Origin of the sequence: Ruminococcus sp. D54t1_190329_F1 (genome assembly GCF_015551645.1) — a bacterium.
Lineage (GTDB): Bacteria > Bacillota > Clostridia > Lachnospirales > Lachnospiraceae > Blautia_A > Blautia_A faecis.
The window spans coordinates 18272-37340 of sequence record NZ_JADNDC010000022.1 but is presented as its reverse complement, the minus strand read 5'-3'; the positions used below and the strand labels follow the sequence as shown (position 1 = coordinate 37340).

The 19069-nt window shown below is 49.6% G+C and carries 19 protein-coding genes; 15 read left to right on the top strand and 4 right to left on the bottom strand.

Going from position 1 to position 19069, the window contains the following annotated elements; all coding sequences use genetic code 11:
- Nucleotides 1–385: 385 nt before the first annotated feature.
- From I2D69_RS11515 to I2D69_RS11500, 4 genes are all read right to left on the bottom strand, one after another.
- Complete coding sequence (locus I2D69_RS11515) at nt 386–1291, bottom strand: bacteriophage abortive infection AbiH family protein (protein WP_021651973.1); 906 nt, start codon at nt 1289–1291, stop codon at nt 386–388.
- A gap of 13 nt (nt 1292–1304) precedes the next feature.
- Nucleotides 1305–1883, bottom strand: a complete 579-nt coding sequence (locus I2D69_RS11510; protein WP_044961781.1) for a hypothetical protein — start codon at nt 1881–1883, stop codon at nt 1305–1307.
- Nucleotides 1884–2062: 179 nt separating this feature from the next.
- Nucleotides 2063–2533, bottom strand: coding sequence for a hypothetical protein (locus tag I2D69_RS11505; protein WP_044961779.1), 471 nt, complete (start codon nt 2531–2533; stop codon nt 2063–2065).
- Nucleotides 2534–2667: 134 nt separating this feature from the next.
- Complete coding sequence (locus I2D69_RS11500) at nt 2668–4107, bottom strand: recombinase family protein (protein ID WP_279311199.1); 1440 nt, start codon at nt 4105–4107, stop codon at nt 2668–2670.
- Nucleotides 4108–4362: 255 nt separating this feature from the next.
- Here I2D69_RS11500 and I2D69_RS11495 point away from each other — a divergent pair, with 255 nt between their 5' ends.
- The 15 genes from I2D69_RS11495 to I2D69_RS11425 all read left to right on the top strand — a co-directional run bounded on the left by I2D69_RS11495 (nt 4363) and on the right by I2D69_RS11425 (nt 18926).
- Nucleotides 4363–5346, top strand: a complete 984-nt coding sequence (locus I2D69_RS11495) for a DUF6017 domain-containing protein (protein ID WP_008978068.1) — start codon at nt 4363–4365, stop codon at nt 5344–5346.
- 31 nt (nt 5347–5377) lie between these two features.
- Nucleotides 5378–5599 (top strand): DUF5348 domain-containing protein, encoded by a 222-nt coding sequence (locus I2D69_RS11490; RefSeq protein ID WP_002569164.1) that lies wholly within the window; start codon nt 5378–5380, stop codon nt 5597–5599.
- Between the two features lie 41 nt (nt 5600–5640).
- Nucleotides 5641–6117, top strand: a complete 477-nt coding sequence (locus I2D69_RS11485; RefSeq protein WP_002569165.1) for a PcfB family protein — start codon at nt 5641–5643, stop codon at nt 6115–6117.
- On the top strand, nt 6114–7922 hold the full coding sequence (locus I2D69_RS11480) for a VirD4-like conjugal transfer protein, CD1115 family (RefSeq protein WP_016289916.1): 1809 nt from the start codon (nt 6114–6116) through the stop codon (nt 7920–7922). Before I2D69_RS11485 ends, I2D69_RS11480 begins: the two co-directional genes overlap by 4 nt.
- Nucleotides 7909–8079, top strand: a complete 171-nt coding sequence (locus I2D69_RS11475) for a hypothetical protein (protein ID WP_002569167.1) — start codon at nt 7909–7911, stop codon at nt 8077–8079. Before I2D69_RS11480 ends, I2D69_RS11475 begins: the two co-directional genes overlap by 14 nt.
- 411 nt (nt 8080–8490) lie before the next feature.
- Nucleotides 8491–8706, top strand: a complete 216-nt coding sequence (locus tag I2D69_RS11470; RefSeq protein WP_002569168.1) for a Maff2 family mobile element protein — start codon at nt 8491–8493, stop codon at nt 8704–8706.
- A 19-nt stretch (nt 8707–8725) separates the two neighbouring features.
- On the top strand, nt 8726–9595 hold the full coding sequence (locus tag I2D69_RS11465; RefSeq protein ID WP_016289915.1) for a VirB6/TrbL-like conjugal transfer protein, CD1112 family: 870 nt from the start codon (nt 8726–8728) through the stop codon (nt 9593–9595).
- 177 nt (nt 9596–9772) lie between these two features.
- Nucleotides 9773–10174, top strand: coding sequence for a PrgI family protein (locus tag I2D69_RS11460; protein ID WP_067539664.1), 402 nt, complete (start codon nt 9773–9775; stop codon nt 10172–10174).
- Nucleotides 10125–12563: a VirB4-like conjugal transfer ATPase, CD1110 family gene (locus I2D69_RS11455; protein ID WP_067539662.1), complete on the top strand. Its 2439-nt coding sequence runs from the start codon at nt 10125–10127 to the stop codon at nt 12561–12563. The genes I2D69_RS11460 and I2D69_RS11455 overlap by 50 nt, the downstream gene beginning before the upstream one ends.
- Nucleotides 12560–13519 carry a site-specific DNA-methyltransferase gene (locus I2D69_RS11450; protein WP_008978036.1) on the top strand — a complete coding sequence of 320 codons (960 nt, stop codon included), beginning with the start codon at nt 12560–12562 and terminating at the stop codon, nt 13517–13519. The genes I2D69_RS11455 and I2D69_RS11450 overlap by 4 nt, the downstream gene beginning before the upstream one ends.
- 35 nt (nt 13520–13554) lie before the next feature.
- Nucleotides 13555–15624: a CHAP domain-containing protein gene (locus I2D69_RS11445; protein ID WP_002569174.1), complete on the top strand. Its 2070-nt coding sequence runs from the start codon at nt 13555–13557 to the stop codon at nt 15622–15624.
- Nucleotides 15625–15662: 38 nt separating this feature from the next.
- On the top strand, nt 15663–15941 hold the full coding sequence (locus tag I2D69_RS11440) for a DUF4315 family protein (protein ID WP_002569175.1): 279 nt from the start codon (nt 15663–15665) through the stop codon (nt 15939–15941).
- Nucleotides 15934–16635: a DUF4366 domain-containing protein gene (locus I2D69_RS11435; protein WP_002585094.1), complete on the top strand. Its 702-nt coding sequence runs from the start codon at nt 15934–15936 to the stop codon at nt 16633–16635. Before I2D69_RS11440 ends, I2D69_RS11435 begins: the two co-directional genes overlap by 8 nt.
- Nucleotides 16632–16820: a hypothetical protein gene (locus I2D69_RS11430; RefSeq protein ID WP_002569177.1), complete on the top strand. Its 189-nt coding sequence runs from the start codon at nt 16632–16634 to the stop codon at nt 16818–16820. Before I2D69_RS11435 ends, I2D69_RS11430 begins: the two co-directional genes overlap by 4 nt.
- A gap of 15 nt (nt 16821–16835) precedes the next feature.
- On the top strand, nt 16836–18926 hold the full coding sequence (locus I2D69_RS11425; RefSeq protein ID WP_008978034.1) for a DNA topoisomerase 3: 2091 nt from the start codon (nt 16836–16838) through the stop codon (nt 18924–18926).
- The last annotated feature ends 143 nt before the right edge of the window (nt 18927–19069 follow it).

The following is a 19069-nucleotide window of genomic DNA, read 5'->3' as shown; positions in this document are numbered from 1 at the left end:
TAACTATTTCTTGCACGCGGCAAATTCCCCAGTACGTCCATATAGAGGATAATTCCCTGCGAGTCCAGATGTACGGTAATAAATTTCTGTATTTCCTGTAACAGATCATGATCAGAAAACCCAGCCTGGCAGCCAATAAAATTCCTGATTTTTTCTACAATATCCCGTTTACGGAACTCTTGTAACACCAGAATCGGAATCGTGTGCTGACCTCCCATAGCATTATATGCTAGCTTTTTTCATAGTCTTTCCGTAAAATATGTTTCAAGATACATGGCTCTTCTCCCCTTCCTTCTTTTCTAAATTTTCTTCTAAATAAAAGAAGAGGAAGGCACCGCAGCGTTTTCCTCTTCTTTTATTAGTCTTTTCTGACTGTATAATCGTATTATAAATTACTTAGCATTACCGGCTGAAAATTTTTAATATCTAACCTTTTTGCAAAATATTCCATATTATCTAAATCACTTTCTGAGAAATATGAAATATACCATTTACACGAATGTAATACTCTCTTTCTAATCTCAACAAAATAATCCATATCTACAGAAGATAACGAATGACCTAATATAAATATTTCATTTATATTTATAAGAGAGTCAAAAAAATTTTGATTCATTTGTATAATACCAAACGTATCTTTATATGTCTTTTGAAAATAGGCTTTAATGATTTCTTTTGTTTCAGTTATTCTAAAATCTTCATCATCATCTTGTATATATATTCCATGTTCTTCCGCTGCATTAAATGGAGAAACAGCTCCGTACTGAAAAGTAGAAATATCATGATGTCCCACTACAAGTTTCTTACTGCTCAGGGCTTTTCCATGAATGTATAAAATATTCTCAGCAGGTACTTTATATGCTCTTTCTAATGTATCCGTATAATTAAAATTTAGAATCTTACACGTATTATTTATTATACGCTTTGATACCAAAGGTAAAACGTTTGTATCTATTTGCTCAATCCATTTCTTAAAATAATATGGAATATAAGATGCAAATGCCAAATCCTGCTCAACCATAAATTGAAAGTCATGATTAGCACTGTCTTTCCAATTTTCGTCACCATAATCAAGATAATATGAAGCATTTTCTTCTTGCACTTGATATTTATCTAATTCGCCTAAAGCCATTTCAAATTGAAACCACAATTCTTCTTCTGGTATATATTTACATATAGCTTCATAAAATTCACGAGCATATATTCTCAAATACTCCTTAAAATCATAATACGAAGTGGGCAAATTGTGTGCCCGATCAAAACCATTTCCTATAATAACCAATCTGTCCAATTTCTTTTCTCTCCTAGTAAATATGTTCCAAAAATGTTTGCACTGCTACACAAGCAGCTGTTAGACTTCCGATAAAAGCTGTTAAAGATACTATTAACGAAGAAGCCATTTCTAGCAGATGTACAATTCTGGAAACATTTTGATTTGTACTATTAGGAAACAGTAATCTCCTTACCTTCTGTATTAAAAAATAAAATGTTTTAATGAACGAGATAAGTATATAACACAAATAGGAACACACGATTATGCCCCCTATGCAAAATCCTATATCTCCCAAGTGAGATCCTTTTTTCCAATTAACAAGAATATAATGTATCTCCCAAGAAAATATAATTAAAACAGAAAATGCAGTAATGGCATGGATGCTTACTGTAACTATCTTTTTCTCTTTAGTTTCTCTCGATAAAGCAGGAAAACTAATAAACCAAAATGCAATACATGTTGCTCCTATTGATAAACGTGTTTCATTTGCTCCACCACTATATAAGGCTGGATATGCACCAATCGTTAACATTAAACATCCCATTAACAACAAACCCATATTAAGACTAAGTGCTATTTTCCTTTTATTTTCACGTATCAATGTACCCATTTTAAACATCTCCATTCGTATTCTATTTCTAAGTTAAATTATTAACCTATCATATTTTCTTTGGTTTTTATATTACTTTTAATGCTTATTTTTCTTTATATTTTATTGTACCACTTTTTCAATAATCTTCCTATATCTTATTTTCATAATGATGTCGAGAACCGCCAATACTCTTTCTTTTACCACATTTGTCCTCCCTGTTTGTAAACATTCCTTGCCGCCGGCTGGTTTCCCAATACGTCCATATAGAGGATAATTCCCTGCGGGTCCAGATGTACGGTCATAAATTTCTGTATTTCCTGTAACAGAGCATGATCGGAAAATCCAGCCTGACAACCAATAAAATCCCTGATTTTTTCTACAATGTCCGGTTTACGGAACTCCTGTAACACCAAAATCGGAATTGTGTACTGCCCTCCCATAGCATCATAGGGCAACGATTTCCGTAATTCTTCTAAGAGATGCCGGTAATAATCAACTACCACCTGGTCTGTTTTCCACGCTTTTTCCTCACAATCCCGGAGTAAAAAATCATACTCTTTTTTTGCCTGTTCCATTTCTTTCAGGATTTCTACTGCCTCCACAGAGCAATACCCTTTCTCTTCTATCAGCTCCATCAGTTCTTCCATAGAATATGTTTCAAGATACATGGCTCCTCCCCCATCTTCTTTGCCTAATTTTCTCCTAATACAAAGAAGAGGAAGACACCGCAGCGTTTTCCTCCTCTTTTATGAAATCTTCTTCTCTACTGGAATCCAAGACAATAAGCTCTCCCGGTTCTTTCTTATCCTATTGCTTCCAGAAATTCGTCCCTGTATTTCCATACAATTTCAATATGTTCCGGATCATAAAAATTTATGACTTCAATCAGCTCATGCAGAACTTCATAAGACAGCTCTTCCAATCCCTTATATTTTACAAAAAGTTGCAGTCCCTCTGATTTCTCCTTTTGTTTTTTCTCCTCCCCTTTTAAAATTCTTGCTTCTATCTCCTGTATCTTTTGCTGATAAACTGCTGTCTTCTCCATACAGGTTTGTTTTCGTGCCAGGTAATCTTTCAAAGAAATCTGTTCTTCTGCATATTGTTCATACAGTTCCATTTTCTCCTGTTTACGAAGCGCCAGCTTCTTTTCATATTGCTTTTTTCGATATCGGAGTTTCGGAATATTCAAAGTCTGATTGGCTTTCTTTAACTGCTTTATGGTATCCTCTGCAAGGGTTACCTGCTGTCTTATCATAATTAGCACCAGTTCTTCCAACTCTTTCTGCTTATATTTCTTTGGATAACAGGAAGCATTGGGGGCTGTCGTAACACTTTTACAATAAATCGGCTTTTCTTTGTATTCTGTCCGTATCCGCATTTTCCGACCACAATGTCCGCAACGGATCAAACCTGAAAAAATATTCTCAGAAGACGGTGTCCGCCCATAATATTTTCTGTCCTTCTGTACCATGTCCTGGATCTTCTGAAGCTCCTGCTCCGTTACAATCGCTTCGTGTCCTCCTTTTACGCAAATCCAATCCTCTCTTGAAATATATCGGTACTCTCTTTTTGACGGAACCCTGGTTTCTGTTTTCCCTCTTACCGTCAGTCCTGCATAAACCGGATTAAACAAAATCAGCTTTACTAAATTTCCGTCCCAGAATTTCACAGATTTCTTTGCTTCCGGCGCCCAGCCTTTCCTTTGAAGGTATACGGTAGGTGTTTCAACTTCTTTTTTATTCAGGTCCCTGGCAATGTCTGCATAGGTCTTTCCTTCCAACCTTTGGTCGAAAATCCCCCTTACAACGGAAGCTGCCTCCATATCCAGATGAAGTTTTGTATGAACACCGTCATGGAAGCAATATCCGTATGTTGGGATTGAACCATGATATTGTCCCATTTCAGCCTGTTTCCTCATAACTTTTTTGATATTGTTGGAACAAATCTGGGGATAAATCCCATTGATCAGGTTCTTAAATTTAATCTCCGTATCCTTTCTTTCGGAAGGTTTCTGGCTGCTGTCATAAAAATCATTGATTGAAATGAAACGCACCCCAAGGAACGGAAATATTTTTTCGATATAGTTTTGTGTTTCTATGGTATCCCTTCCCAGGCGGCTCAAATCTTTGACAATGATACAGATTCGTTTTCTCCTGGTAATCAGCCCCATCATGCGCTTAAATTCCGGGCGGTCAAAAGCTGACGTTAGATAACGATACTTTTGAAAACACTGGAAAATCAAGGTTTTTCGAGCGACGGACAAGCAGGGTATTGTACTAAAAACTGAATACGACGCAGAAGCGGCGTTTCTTACTCTCTACATGGGAGAACAGGAACGCCGCTTTTTTCATGCCCTTTGTTACGCAGTAGGGGCAGAAAAAGCCTTGCTACAAGCGGTTTTGCGGGTGTGTATCTGGCGCGGCAAGGGATTTATACCTTATTCCCCGAAACCGCGCTTCTACTGCGTAACAAATCCAAAGCAAAGGAGCTATGAACTATGGCAGTTTTCAGAGTGGAACGGAACAAGGGCTACACCGTAATGAGCAACCACCACCTACGCAACAAGGAGCTTTCCCTAAAGGCAAAGGGGCTGTTGTCGCAAATGCTGTCACTCCCCGAAGATTGGGACTACACCTTGAAAGGCTTATCCCTTATCAACCGGGAGAAGATAGACGCTATCCGCGAAGCCATTAAGGAGCTTGAACGCGCCGGGTATATCGTCCGTTCAAGGGAGCGCGACGAGAAAGGACGCTTGCGGGGCGCGGACTATGTGATATTCGAGCAGCCGCAGCCGCCTACGCCGGATTTACCAACATTGGAAAATCCAACATTGGATAATCCAACACAGGAAAAACCAACATTGGAAAAACCTACGTTGGAAAATCCAACGCAATTAAATAAAGATATACAAAGAACTGACTTACCAAAAAAAGAAAAAATAATTACTGATGAACAAAGTACCCATTCCATTCCTATCCTTTCCCCTAACCCCTCTCCTTGCAGAGAAGCGGCTACGCCGCCGGAACGGAAAGGAACGGAAGCGACAGCACAGAGCGCAGTTGATATATACCGGGAAATCATCAAGGACAATATCGACTACGACATTCTCAAACAGGACATGAAGTTTGACAGTGACAGGCTTGACGAGATTGTAGACCTCATGCTTGAAACCGTATGCACCGCCAGAAAGCGGGTACGGATTGCGGGGGACGACTACCCGGCAGAGCTTGTGAAATCTAAGTTTATGAAACTGGACGGCGAGCATATCCGCTTTGTGCTTGACTGTATGCGGGAGAACACAACGAAAATCCGCAACATCAAGCAATATCTGAAAGCAGCCCTTTTCAACGCCCCGTCCACTATCGGCAATTATTACACTTCCCTTGTCGCCCATGACATGGCAAGCGGCGCACTGTCACCGAAAAAGCCGCAGTACGGCGACCCGGACTATTATTCATGCAACGAGGGCGAAAGCCTGTAACCACCCACAACCACAAAAGGAGGATTTTATTATGGCACAGAAAATGACAGGAGCATTGGTATTTGACGAGCGCACCGACCGTTACGACATCCGCTTTGACTTAAACAGCTACTACGGGGGCTTGCATTGCGGCGAGTGCTTTGACGTATTCGTGCGGGGCAAGTGGAAGCCGACCCGGATTGAGTACGGCGACAACTGGTATCTTGTGGGTATCAGAGCCGAGGACTTGAACGGGCTGCGGGTGCGTATCTGACCGCCGCCCCATAAAGAAACGCGAAAGGAGGACGCGACAAATTGCAGGACGAAGTAAACGAAAAGACCATAGCCCTTTACATCAAGACCGGGAAGCTGACCGCGCAGACGCTCCAAAAGGCAATGAAAGCCATACTGTCAAAGGGCAAAAAGCAGCTTGCAAAACCGCCACAGGGCAAGCAGAGCTTAAAGCAGCTTATGAAGCAGAACGCGGGCGTTTCCAACATTGAGATTACCGAGGGCAATATCAAAGCCTTTGAGAGTACGGCGAAAAAGTACGGTATCGACTTTGCGCTGAAAAAGGACGCGACGGAAAGCCCGCCCCGCTATCTGGTTTTCTTCAAGGGGCGGGACGCGGACGTGCTGACCGCCGCCTTTAAGGAATTTTCCGCAAAAAAGCTGACACAGGAGAAAAAGCCCTCAATCCGAAAGCTGCTCTCTACCCTCAAAGAAGCTGCACAGGGCAAGAACGCGGAACGGGCAAAGGTCAAGAACAAAGACAGGGAGGTATCGCTATGAAGCCGGAAATCAAGAAGCTGCTTATCTTAAATCTCCCGTATCTGCTCTTTGTCTGGCTCTTTGATAAAGTGGGCGCGGCTGTCCGGCTCTCCCCCGGCGCGGACGCGAGCGCAAAGCTGCTACATCTTGGGGACGGTTTTACCGCCGCCTTTTCCAGTATCGCGCCGAGCTTCCACCCAGCAGACTTAGCTTTAGGCATTGCGGGGGCGGTCATTGTCCGGCTGATTATCTACACCAAAGGCAAGAACGCGAAGAAATACCGCCGCGGGACAGAATACGGTTCGGCGCGTTGGGGCGGGGCTGACGACATAAAGCCGTACACCGACCCGGTATTTGAGAACAATATCCCCCTAACGCAGACGGAACGGCTTACCATGAACAGCCGCCCGAAGCAGCCGAAATACGCAAGAAACAAAAATATCCTTGTAATCGGCGGTTCCGGCAGCGGCAAGACCCGGTTCTTTGTGAAACCGTCGCTCATGCAATGTACGTCAAAGGATTTTCCAACGTCGTATATCGTCACTGACCCGAAAGGAACACTGATTTTGGAAACCGGGAAAATGTTACAGCGGTACAAATACCGTATCAAAGTGCTAAATACGATTAACTTCAAAAAATCCATGAAATACAATCCCTTTGCCTATCTGCGGAGCGAAAAGGACATTTTGAAGTTAGTCAATACCATTATCGCCAACACCAAAGGCGACGGGGAAAAATCCGGCGAGGATTTCTGGGTGAAAGCGGAAAAGCTCTACTACACCGCGCTAATCGGCTATATCTGGTATGAAGCCCCGGAGGACGAGAAGAACTTCACGACGCTGCTTGAAATGATAAATGCGTCGGAAGCCCGCGAGGACGACGAGGACTTCCAGAACCCGGTTGACCTCATGTTTGAACGTCTGGAAGAAAAAGACCCGGAGCATTTTGCAGTCAAGCAGTACAAAAAATACAAACTTGCGGCGGGCAAGACCGCAAAAAGCATACTTATCTCATGCGGCGCGAGGTTAGCCCCATTCGACATTAAGGAGCTGCGGGAGCTTATGGAAACCGACGAAATGGAGCTTGACACCATAGGCGACAGAAAGACAGCCCTTTTCGTGATTATCAGCGACACCGACGACACCTTTAACTTTGTCGTGAGTATTCTCTACACACAGTTATTCAACCTTTTATGCGACAAAGCAGATGATGAATATGGCGGGCGGCTTCCCGTCCATGTTAGGTGCTTACTTGATGAATTTGCGAATATCGGGCAGATACCAAAGTTTGAAAAGCTCATTGCAACGATACGGAGCCGGGAAATCTCCGCGTCAATCATCTTGCAGAGCCAGTCACAGCTAAAGGCAATCTACAAGGACAACGCCGATACCATAGTCGGCAACTGCGACACCACGCTTTTCTTGGGCGGCAAGGAGAAAACCACCCTCAAAGAAATATCGGAGATTTTAGGCAAGGAAACGATAGACAGCTTCAACACTTCCGAAACCAGAGGGCGGGAGCTTTCGCATGGGCTGAACTATCAGAAATTGGGAAAGCAGCTTATGACGGAAGATGAAATCGCAGTCATGGACGGAGGGAAATGTATCTTGCAGCTACGCGGGGTGCGCCCGTTCTTTTCGGACAAATTCGACATAACGAAACACCCGAAATACAAGTACCTATCCGACGCAGACCCGAAGAACGCCTTTGACATGGAAAAGCACCTTAAACGCCGCCCCGCCATTGTCAAGCCCGACGAGGTTTTTGACTATTACGAGATTGACGCAGCAGACTTACAGGAGGACGCAGACCATGAGGAAACGTAGCGCAGAGGAAAAACAAAAGCAGCTTGAACGGTTTTTAATGAATGTTGCGGAAGCCGCCGACGCTGCATTATGGGAGTATTGGCGGGAAAAGGAAGCGGAACACCGCCGTTTTGCAACGGAGTATGTCACGCGCCGGGGGCTTATCCCGCAACAGTGACAGCATGGCAGACCGCCGGGGGACAGGGGAAGCTACACTTCCCCTACGCTGCCTTGCGGCAGCTACCCCTTTGTGAACTTGCGGGAAGCGAACACCTTGCTACGCAAGCTATTCACTTCCCGCAAGTCTGAAAAAAACGTCCGGCAGCACAGCGGGACACAGAAAGGAGCGATTGAAGCAATCACATCTATCCATACCGGCTACATGATACGCGCCCCCACTTTCCGGCGCAGTACACAGCGGCAGGAGCCGCACCCCTTACAACTGAATACCGCCGCGCCGCAGGACTTACGCAGCGCGGGGACAGCCGCCTTTACCAGAGGGCGGTTTTTTTATGCGGCGGCGACCATACGCTGACCGCCTTTTGTCCGCTTGCCGGACAGCCGCAGACGCGGCAGAAAGGATATATTTATGGCATTTTTCAATAGCGCAGTAGACGTTTTGCAGACCCTTGTTGTAGCACTTGGAGCCGGGCTTGGTATCTGGGGCGTGATTAACCTCATGGAAGGCTACGGCAACGACAATCCGGGCGCGAAAAGCCAGGGCATGAAGCAGCTTATGGCGGGCGGCGGCGTTGCCCTTATCGGCATGACCCTTGTACCGCTGCTTTCCGGCTTGTTCGGTTAAGAAGCGCGGGTAAAGGCTTATGCAGAGCATACTTGACGCGATTAACGAATGGATAAAGGAAATCCTCATAGGAGCCATAAACGGTAATCTGTCAACTATGTTCGGGGACGTAAACGAGAAAGTCGGCACTATCGCCGCAGAGGTAGGGCAGACCCCGCAAGGGTGGAACGCAAATATATTCTCCATGATACAGACGCTTAGTGAGAATGTAATCGTACCCATTGCGGGGCTTGTCATTACCTACGTCCTATGCTATGAGCTTATCAGCATGGTAACGGAAAAGAACAATATGCACGACGTTGACACTTCCATGTTCTTCAAGTGGGTGTTCAAGGCGTTTGTGGCAGTCTACCTTGTGACGCACACCTTTGACATCACTATGGCGGTGTTCGATATGGCGCAGCACGTTGTTTCCGGCGCGGCGGGGGTAATCGGCGGCAGCACAGAGATTGATGTTGCCGCCGCCCTTGCTTCCATGCAAAGCGGGCTTGACGCTATGGAAATCCCCGAACTGCTCTTACTTGTCATGGAAACAAGCCTTGTGAGCTTGTGCATGAAAATCATGTCCGTACTGATAACCGTTATCCTCTACGGCAGAATGATAGAAATTTACCTTTACTGTTCGGTATCGCCTATCCCGTTCGCAACAATGACTAATCGGGAATGGGGACAGATAGGGAACAACTACCTAAAATCCCTGTTCGCGCTTGGCTTTCAAGGCTTCCTCATAATGATATGCGTCGGCATTTACGCGGTTTTGGTGAACAACATGATAATAGCGGACAACCTGCACAGCGCGATTTTTTCCCTTGCAGCCTATACCGTTATCCTCTGTTTCTCCCTGTTCAAATCCGGCGCACTGGCGAAGTCGATTTTCTCCGCGCATTAGCGGCGTGTCAAGGGTAGGGTGGAGATTTTCAGAGCAAAGCGGCGAAAATACTACCCGACCTTGACGCGGGAAAACCCCATAGAATAGGGACGGGCAAAGGGCAGAAATTGACCTTTGCCTTGATTACCCCTATGGGAACTTACAGCAGCAAAAAACCCAGAGAAAGGAGGTTTCCACTTGGCGTATGTACCCGTACCCAAAGACTTATCCAAAGTCAAGACAAAAGTAGCTTTCAACCTTACCAAACGGCAGATTGTATGTTTTGCGGTAGCTCTCCTGTTAGGGCTTCCGCTTTTCTTTCTGCTCAAAGACAGCACAGGCACAAGCCTTGCGTCTATGGCTATGATTGCCGTCATGCTGCCCTGTTTCCTGTTCGCCATGTATGAAAAGCATGGACAGCCCCTTGAAGTGGTGGTGAAGAACATCATACGGACGAAATTCATAGCCCCCAAAGAACGACCATACAGGACAGACAACTTTTATTCCGTCTTAGAACGGCAGAGAAAACTTGAAAAGGAGGTATCAGCGATTGCAAAAGGAAACACGAAGAAACAGCGCGGCGGGAAGCGCAAAGCCTAACCCGCCCCGCAAGCTCACCCGCGCCGAGAAAAAGCAGATTGCGGAAATCATCAGACAGGCAAAGGGCGACGGGAAAGCCCACACCGCACAGCAGACAATCCCCTATATCCAGATGTACCCGGACGGTATCTGCAAGGTTACGGGACGGAAATACTCAAAGACCGTCGCCTTTGAAGATATTAACTATCAGCTTGCACAGGCAGACGACAAGACCGCCATTTTTGAGAACTGGTGCGACTTCCTCAACTACTTTGACGCTTCCGTTTCGGTGCAGCTCTCTTTCATCAATCAGGGGACGCAGCGGGGCGAAGCGGAAAAGGCGGTCAATATCCCGGCACAGGAGGACGCTTTCAACTCTATCCGCACAGAATACCGGAATATGCTGAAAAACCAGCTTGCAAAGGGAAACAACGGGCTTGTCAAAGCAAAATATATCACCTTTGCCATTGAAGCCGACAGTCTGGGCGCGGCGAAATCCCGCCTTGCCCGTATCGAAACGGACGTACTCAACAACTTTAAGCTCTTGGGCGTGTCTGCCCGCCCCATGACAGGCTATGAACGCCTTAAAATGCTGCATGGCATTTTCCACCCGGAGGGCGGGCAGTTTGCCTTTGATTTTTCATGGCTTGCCCCGTCCGGGCTTTCCACAAAGGACTTTATCGCCCCATCCTCTTTCCGTTTTGGCGAGGGGCGTTATTTCCGCATGGGGCGCAAAATCGGCGCGGTTTCATTCCTTGAAATCCTTGCGCCGGAATTAAACGACCGTATCTTATCGGATATTCTGGACTTGGAAACGGGCGTTATCGTCAATCTGCATATCCACAGTATCGACCAGACCGAAGCCATAAAGACAATCAAGCGGAAAATCACCGACCTTGACAAAATGAAAATCGAGGAACAGAAAAAAGCGGTACGCAGCGGCTACGACATGGATATAATCCCGTCCGACCTTGCCACGTTCGGCAGCGAAGCGAAGAACCTCTTACAGGACTTGCAGAGCCGGAATGAAAGAATGTTCCTCTTGACGTTCCTTGTGGTGAACATGGCGGACACGAAGCGGAAACTGGAAAATGACGTATTCGCGGCGGCGGGCATTGCACAGAAGAACAACTGCGCCTTGACCCGCCTTGACTACCAACAGGAAGCGGGGCTTATGTCCTCTGTACCGCTTGGGGAGAACCTTATCCCCATTCAAAGAGGGCTTACCACGTCAAGCACCGCTATCTTTATCCCCTTTATCACACAGGAGCTTTTCCAGACGGGCGCGGCTTTGTACTACGGCTTAAACGCCCTGTCTAACAACATGATACTCTGCGACCGCAAGCAGCTAAAGAACCCCAACGGCTTAATCTTGGGTACGCCGGGAAGCGGGAAATCCTTTGCCGCCAAACGGGAAATGACAAACGCTTTCCTCATTACCGACGACGACATAATTATCTGCGACCCGGAAGCAGAGTATTTTTCCCTTGTGCAGCGGCTTGACGGGCAAGTGATACGGTTATCGCCTACGGGCAAGGGCATTGACGGGAAGCCCCAGTATGTGAACCCTATGGATATTAACCTCAACTATTCCGAGGACGACAGCCCCCTTGCGCTGAAATCCGACTTTATCCTCTCCCTCTGCGAGCTTGTAATCGGCGGCAAGGAGGGCTTGCAGCCCGTCGATAAGACCGTCATTGACCGCGCCGTTAGGAACGTGTACCGCCCTTTCCTTGCAGACCCCGACCCGGAGAAAATGCCTATCTTGGGCGACCTCTACGACGAGCTTTTGAAGCAGCCGGAGCCGGAAGCGGCGCGTATCGCGGCGGCATTGGAGCTTTACGTTTCCGGCAGCTTGAACGTCTTTAACCACCGTACCAACGTGGAACTTTCTAACCGCCTTGTCTGCTTTGACATCAAGCAGCTTGGGAAGCAGCTCAAAAAGTTAGGTATGCTCATTGTGCAGGACCAGGTATGGAACCGCGTCACCGTCAACCGGGCAGAAAGGAAATCCACCCGGTATTTTATGGACGAATTTCATCTTCTCTTGAAAGAGGAACAGACCGCCGCCTATTCCGTTGAAATCTGGAAGCGTTTCAGAAAATGGGGCGGCATACCCACAGCCATTACGCAGAACGTCAAGGATTTGCTTGCTTCCCGCGAAGTGGAGAATATCTTTGAAAACTCTGATTTTGTCCTCATGCTCAATCAGGCGGCGGGCGACCGGGCTATCCTTGCAAAGCAGCTCAACATCTCCCCGCAGCAGATGAAGTATGTCACCCACACCGAAGCGGGCGAGGGGCTTATCTTCTACGGGAACGTGGTGCTGCCCTTTGTAGACCGCTTCCCGAAAGACACCGAGCTTTACCGGGTAATGACGACGAAGCCGGAGGAAGTGGGCGAAGCATGACAAAATTAAGGACAGACACCATTATCAACCGGGACGCGCTCTATGCCTTGCGGGAGCTTCCAGAGGAAAGCGTACACTGTTGCGTCACAAGCCCGCCCTACTATGCGCTTAGGGATTACGGGCTTGATATGCAGATTGGGCGGGAGGACACGCCGGAGCAGTACATTGACAGGCTGACCGAGGTTTTCCGCGAACTGCGCCGGGTACTGCGTTCTGACGGTACGCTCTGGCTGAATATCGCGGACACCTACTGCGGCACAGGAAATAAAGGCTACCATGCAGACCCGAAGAACCCGAAAGGGAGAAACGGACAGCAGATTGCAAGAAACAACCGCGTTTCCGGCTGCAAACAAAAGGACTTAATCGGTATTCCCTGGCTTTTAGCTTTTGCCCTACGCGCTGACGGGTGGTATTTAAGGAGCGACATTATCTGGCAGAAAGAAAACCCCATGCCGGAGAGCGTGAAAGACCGCCCTACCCGCTGCTATGAACATATCTTTCTGCTTACGAAGTCAAAGAAGTATTTTTATGACGCAGCCGCCATAGCCGAGCCGTTAGCCCCCACAACGGCGGCGCGGTACCGCACCGGGCGCAGCGCGGGACAGAAATATGCGGACGAAGTACCCGGACAGGGGAACGTACAGGGGCTTAACCGGGCGCGAAGCGGCAGCTACTACGACGAAGCCCTCATGCCGACCATGCGGAACAGGCGGGACGTGTGGCTTATCAATACCGTTCCCTACAAGGGCGGGCATTTCGCCGCGTTCCCGCCAAAACTTGCCGAAACCTGTATCAAGGCGGGCTGTCCGAAAGGCGGCGTTGTGCTTGACCCCTTTTTCGGCAGCGGCACGACGGGGGCAGCCGCAAAGCAGCTTGACAGGCATTATATAGGCATTGAGATAAACGCCGAGTATTGCGCCCTTGCAAGGGCGCGGATTGGAGGGACAGACACATAAAACAATATAAGGCGCGTGAAAAAGTCACGCAGAAAATGACCCGCGAGGGGGCTGTCGAGGTAAACGCCGCTACCGGGAAAAAGAAACGTATCAGCAAGCGGATAAGGGACGCGGACTTTGCAAAGACCGAAGCCCCACCGCAGCCGGAACAGGCAGCGCAGCCCCTACCGGGCGGCGCAACTTCCCCGCCCTTAACCGACACGCCGCCGCTTCCCCATGCGCCGGGGGCAGAACGGGAACAGGACACCGCAGCAGCCGAGCGCGTCTTGGAACGTATCGACGGGGCGCGTACCAGAAAGGCGAGCAAAAAGGCGGCGAGGAAAGCACAGGCAGAAGCCACAGCAAAAGAAAAATCTTCCCGCTTGCAGTTTACCGACGAGGAACGGGCAACGCCGGAGCTTGAAAGGTATATCCGAAAATCGGACAAAGCAGCCGACCGTCTGGACGCGGCAAAGGCGGCTATCCCCAAAGAAAAGAAACTTGTACGGGAGCGCACCTTTGATGAAGCCACCGGGAAAGGCAAGACCCGCCTACATTTTGAGGAACAGGAAAAGCCCATAGGAAAGAATAAGCCCCACAATAACCCGCTATCCCGCCCCGCACAGGAAGCGGGTATTTTCGTCCACAACAAGATACATTCCGTTGAAAAGGACAATTCCGGCGTTGAGGGGGCGCACAAATCCGAAGAACTGGCAGAGCGCGGCGCAAAGTACGGGGCGCGGAAAGTCAAGGAGGGCTACCACAGCCACAAGCTCAAACCCTACCGGGCGGCGGCAAAGGCAGAGAAAGCGGCGTTCAAGGCGAATGTGGATTTCCAGTACCATAAAGCCCTGCATGACAATCCGCAGATTGCGGGCAATCCCCTTTCCCGCTTCATGCAGAAGCAGCAAATCAAGCGGCAGTATGCAAAGTCGGCAAGGAAAGGCGGCGCAAAAACGGCGCAGAAAGCCGCAGAGAACACCCGCAAGGCGGCAAAAAAGACCGCCGAGGAAACAAAAAAGGCAATCGCTTTTGTAGGGCGGCACCCGGCGGGCGTATGTATCGCCGTTGCCGCGCTGCTCTTATTCATCATGGTATCGGCGGGGCTTTCCTCTTGCGGTTCCATGTTCTCCGGCTTGATGAACGGCATACTTGGGACTTCCTACACGTCGGAGGACAGCGACCTTGTGGCGACGGAGAACAATTACGCCGCAAAGGAAAACGAGCTTCAGCAGCAGATTGACAATATCGAAAGCACCCACCCCGGCTATGACGAATACCGCTATGACCTTGACAGTATCGGGCATAACCCCCATGAGTTAGCGTCCTACCTCACCGCCCTTTTGCAGACCTACACCCCGCAGAGCGCACAGGCAGAGCTAAATCGCGTCTTTGCCATGCAGTACACTTTGACGCTGACAGAAGAAACGGAAATCCGCTACCGCACAGAAACAAGCACAGACCCGGAAACAGGGGAAACGACCACCGAGGAAGTACCCTACGAGTACCATATCCTCAACGTGAAGCTGACGAACAAGCCCATTTCCGAGATTGCGGAGGAACTTCTAACGCCACAGCAGCTTGAAATGTACCGCGTCTATCTGGAAACAAGCGGAAACAAACCGCTGATTTTCGGCGGCGGCTCCCCCGATATGGGCGCGTCCGAGGATTTAAGCGGCGTACAGCTTGTAAACGGCACACGCCCCGGCAACACCGCCGTTGTAGACCTTGCGAAGCGGCAAGTCGGCAACGTGGGCGGGCGACCCTTTTGGAGCTGGTACGGATTTAACAGCCGCGTGGAATGGTGCGCCTGTTTCGTTTCATGGTGCTACAATCAAGCCGGAAAGAGCGAGCCGCGCTTTGCCGGGTGCCAGTCACAGGGCGTACCCTGGTTCCAGTCACGCGGGCAATGGGGCGCGAGGGGCTATGAGAATATCGCCCCCGGCGACGCTATCTTTTTCGACTGGGACGGGGACGGGAGCGCAGACCATGTGGGGCTTGTTATCGGAACGGACGGGGAGCGCGTCTATACCGTCGAGGGCAATTCCGGCGACGCCTGCAAGATAAAGAGCTACCCCGTCAATTACTCCTGTATCAAGGGCTACGGCTTAATGAATTGGAACTGACAACAAAAAAATGAAAATCTGAAAGGAGAAATTTATTGATGGCTATGAACAAAATTGAACGTATCGACAAAGAGATTGCAAAGACCCGCGAGAAAATCACCGAGTACCAGAACAGATTAAGGGGGCTTGAAGCGCAGAAAACCGAAGCGGAAAACCTGCAAATCGTACAGCTTGTGCGCTCCATGCGCCTTTCCCCGCATGAGCTTTCCGCTATGCTTTCCGGGGGCGGTATTCCGGGTATGGAAGCCGCGCCGGGCTACCCCGCAGAACCCGCAGACCATGACACCGAAGAAATGGAGGACACCGAGAATGAATAAGAAAATCCTTAGAACCTTGACCGCACTTTGCGCCGCCCTTGTACTTATGGGCGGCTTTTCCGTCACCGCTTTTGCACAGACCCCGGAGGGAGAGGACGACACCAACGACAGCGGCGTTGTCTACGAGGAACCCCAAAAGGAAGAACCCCTTACCCCGGACGGGAACGCGACCCTTGTAGACGATTTCGGCGGCAACAAGCAGCTTATCACCGTAACGACCAAAAACGGCAATTACTTTTATATCCTCATTGACCGGGACGACGAGGGCGAGGACACCGTACATTTCCTTAATCAAGTGGACGAAGCCGACCTCTTAGCACTTATGGAGGACGGAAGCACCGAAGCAGCCCCGCCCGCCGTTTGCAGTTGCACCGATAAATGCGAAGCCGGAAAGGTAAATGTGAGCTGCCCTGTCTGCAAGGACAACATGACCGCTTGCAGCGGCAAGGAAGCGGAGCCGGAAACCGAGAAACCAACAGAGCAGCCCAAAGAGAAAGGCAATACAGGCGGGCTTGTGCTTTTCCTTGTCGTGGCACTTCTTGGCGGCGGGGGCGCGTTCTATTATTTTAAGTTTATGAAGCCAAAGCAGAACGTCAAGGGCGACACCGACCTTGAAGATTTCGATTTTGACGATTACGACGAGGACGAGGGGGACGGGCTTTCTGATGAAGAACAGGAGGACGAGGAAGCATGACGCTTTTCACCGAAAACCCTTTAGAAAAAATGATGGTACAAAGACCCACCGGGCGGCGTGACAGTGCGCCGCCCGTTCCAAAATCCCCGGCGTGTATGCGTTGCCCTTATAAGGCGCAATCCCCCTGTATCGGCTATTGTCTGAAACAGGCACAGGAGAAGAAGCACACCGCGCCGGAACGCTGAAAGGAGGATTTTTTCATGGCATTTAGACTTGTGATTGCAGAAAAGCCGAGCATGGCGCAGACTATCGCCGCCGCGCTTGGCATTAAGGGGAAACAGGACGGGTATATCGAGGGCGGCGGCTACCTCATTTCATGGTGCGTCGGGCATTTGGTACAGCTTGCGGAAGCTGCCGCCTACGGGGAGCAATATAAAAAATGGAGTTTTGACAGCTTACCCATTCTGCCGGAGGAATGGCAGTACGCCGTTGACCCGGACAAGGGGAAGCAATTCAAAACCATTAAAGAGCTTATGCACCGCGCCGACGTTTCCGAAGTGGTAAATGCGTGTGACGCGGGGCGCGAGGGTGAATTGATTTTCCGCTTTGTCTACGAAGTGGCGGGCTGCAAGAAGCCCATGCGCCGCTTGTGGATTTCTTCAATGGAGGACGGGGCGATTAAGGCGGGCTTTGCTTCCCTCAAAGACGGGCGGGACTATGGCGCGCTCTTTGCGTCCGCCCTCTGCCGCGCAAAGGCTGACTGGCTTATCGGCATTAACGCCACCCGGCTTTTCTCCTGCCTGTATGGAAAGACCTTGAACGTGGGGCGCGTCCAGACCCCGACCTTAAAAATGCTCACCGACCGGGACGCGGCTATCTCCCATTTCCAGAAAGAAAAATATTATCATGTTCGCCTTGATTTATCCGGCGCGGACGCGGCAAGCGAAAGGATTTCGGACAAGGCAGAAGCCGACGCGCTGAAAGGGGCTTGCGAAGCGGGAAAGGCGGTATGCGTTTCCCTTACCAGAGAGAAGAAAACCGCAGCCCCGCCAAAGCTCTTTGACCTTACCTCTTTGCAGCGGGAAACGAACCGCATTTTCGGTTACACCGCAAAGCAGACCCTTGACCTTGCACAATCCCTTTATGAAAAGCGGCTCCTTACTTATCCGAGGACGGACAGCAGCTTTCTTACTGACGACATGGGCGGCACCGCAGCGGACATTATCGCGCTGCTTTGCGAAAAGCTCCCCTTTATGGCGGGCGCGGACTTCACGCCGGAGATTGCAAAGGTATTAGACAGCAAGAAAGTATCAGACCACCACGCAATCATTCCCACTATGGAGCTTGCAAAGGCTGACCCGGACGCGCTGCCGGAAAGCGAGAAGAATATCCTTACCCTTGCGGGGGCGCGTCTGCTTTTTGCCACCGCCGAGCCGCATATTTATGAAGCGGTTACGGCGGTTTTCTCATGCGCCGGGACAGACTTCACCGCAAGGGGAAAGACCGTACTTGCGGAGGGTTGGAAAGAGCTTGAACGCAGATACCGGGCGACGCTGAAAGATAAGCCCGAAGCAGAGGACGGGGAAAATGAGGGCGTGACGCTGCCGGAGCTTTCCGAGGGACAGAACTTTCCTAACCCCGCCGCAAAAGTAACGGAGCATACCACAACGCCGCCGAAGCCCCACAGCGAAGCGTCGCTTCTCTCTGCTATGGAGCGAGCCGGGAACGGGGACACCGACCCGGACGCGGAACGCCGGGGGCTTGGCACTCCCGCCACCCGCGCCGCCGTCATTGAAAAACTGGTAAAGGGCGGCTTTGCAGAGCGCAAGGGGAAGCAGCTTATCCCCACGCAGAACGGAGCCGCCCTTATATCAGTCTTGCCGGATATGCTCACTTCCCCGCAGCTTACCGCAGAATGGGAAAACAATCTGACGCAGATAGCAAAGGGAGCCGCAGACCCCGGCGAATTTCTGTCCGGCATTGAAGCTATGGCGCGGGAGCTTGTGCAGACACACGCCGCAGCACTGGACGGGAAAAAGGATTTGTTCCGGGAGGAAAAGCCCTCTGTCGGCAAATGCCCCCGTTGCGGTTCCCCCGTCCATGAGGGGAAGAAAAACTATTATTGCAGCAACAAAGAATGTGCCTTTGTCATGTGGAAGAATGACCGCTTTTTCGAGGAACGCAAGACCGCTTTTTCCGCGAAGATTGCCGCCGCGCTCCTTAAATCCGGCAAAGTGAATGTGAAGAAGCTCTATTCCCCGAAAACAGGCAAGACCTATGACGGAACTATCGTTCTGGCTGACACTGGCGGGAAATACGTCAACTACCGTATCGAAGTACAGAAGAACTAAAAACTTGAATAGCAAGCATAGGAAGCGGGTACCCACTTCCGTAAATCCCCGTTGCGACGCTGACGCGCCGGACGGGGATTTTGCTTGTTGGGAAGTTTCCCAAACCCTCTTTTGCGGAGGGCTTCACCCTCTAAAAATTTTTG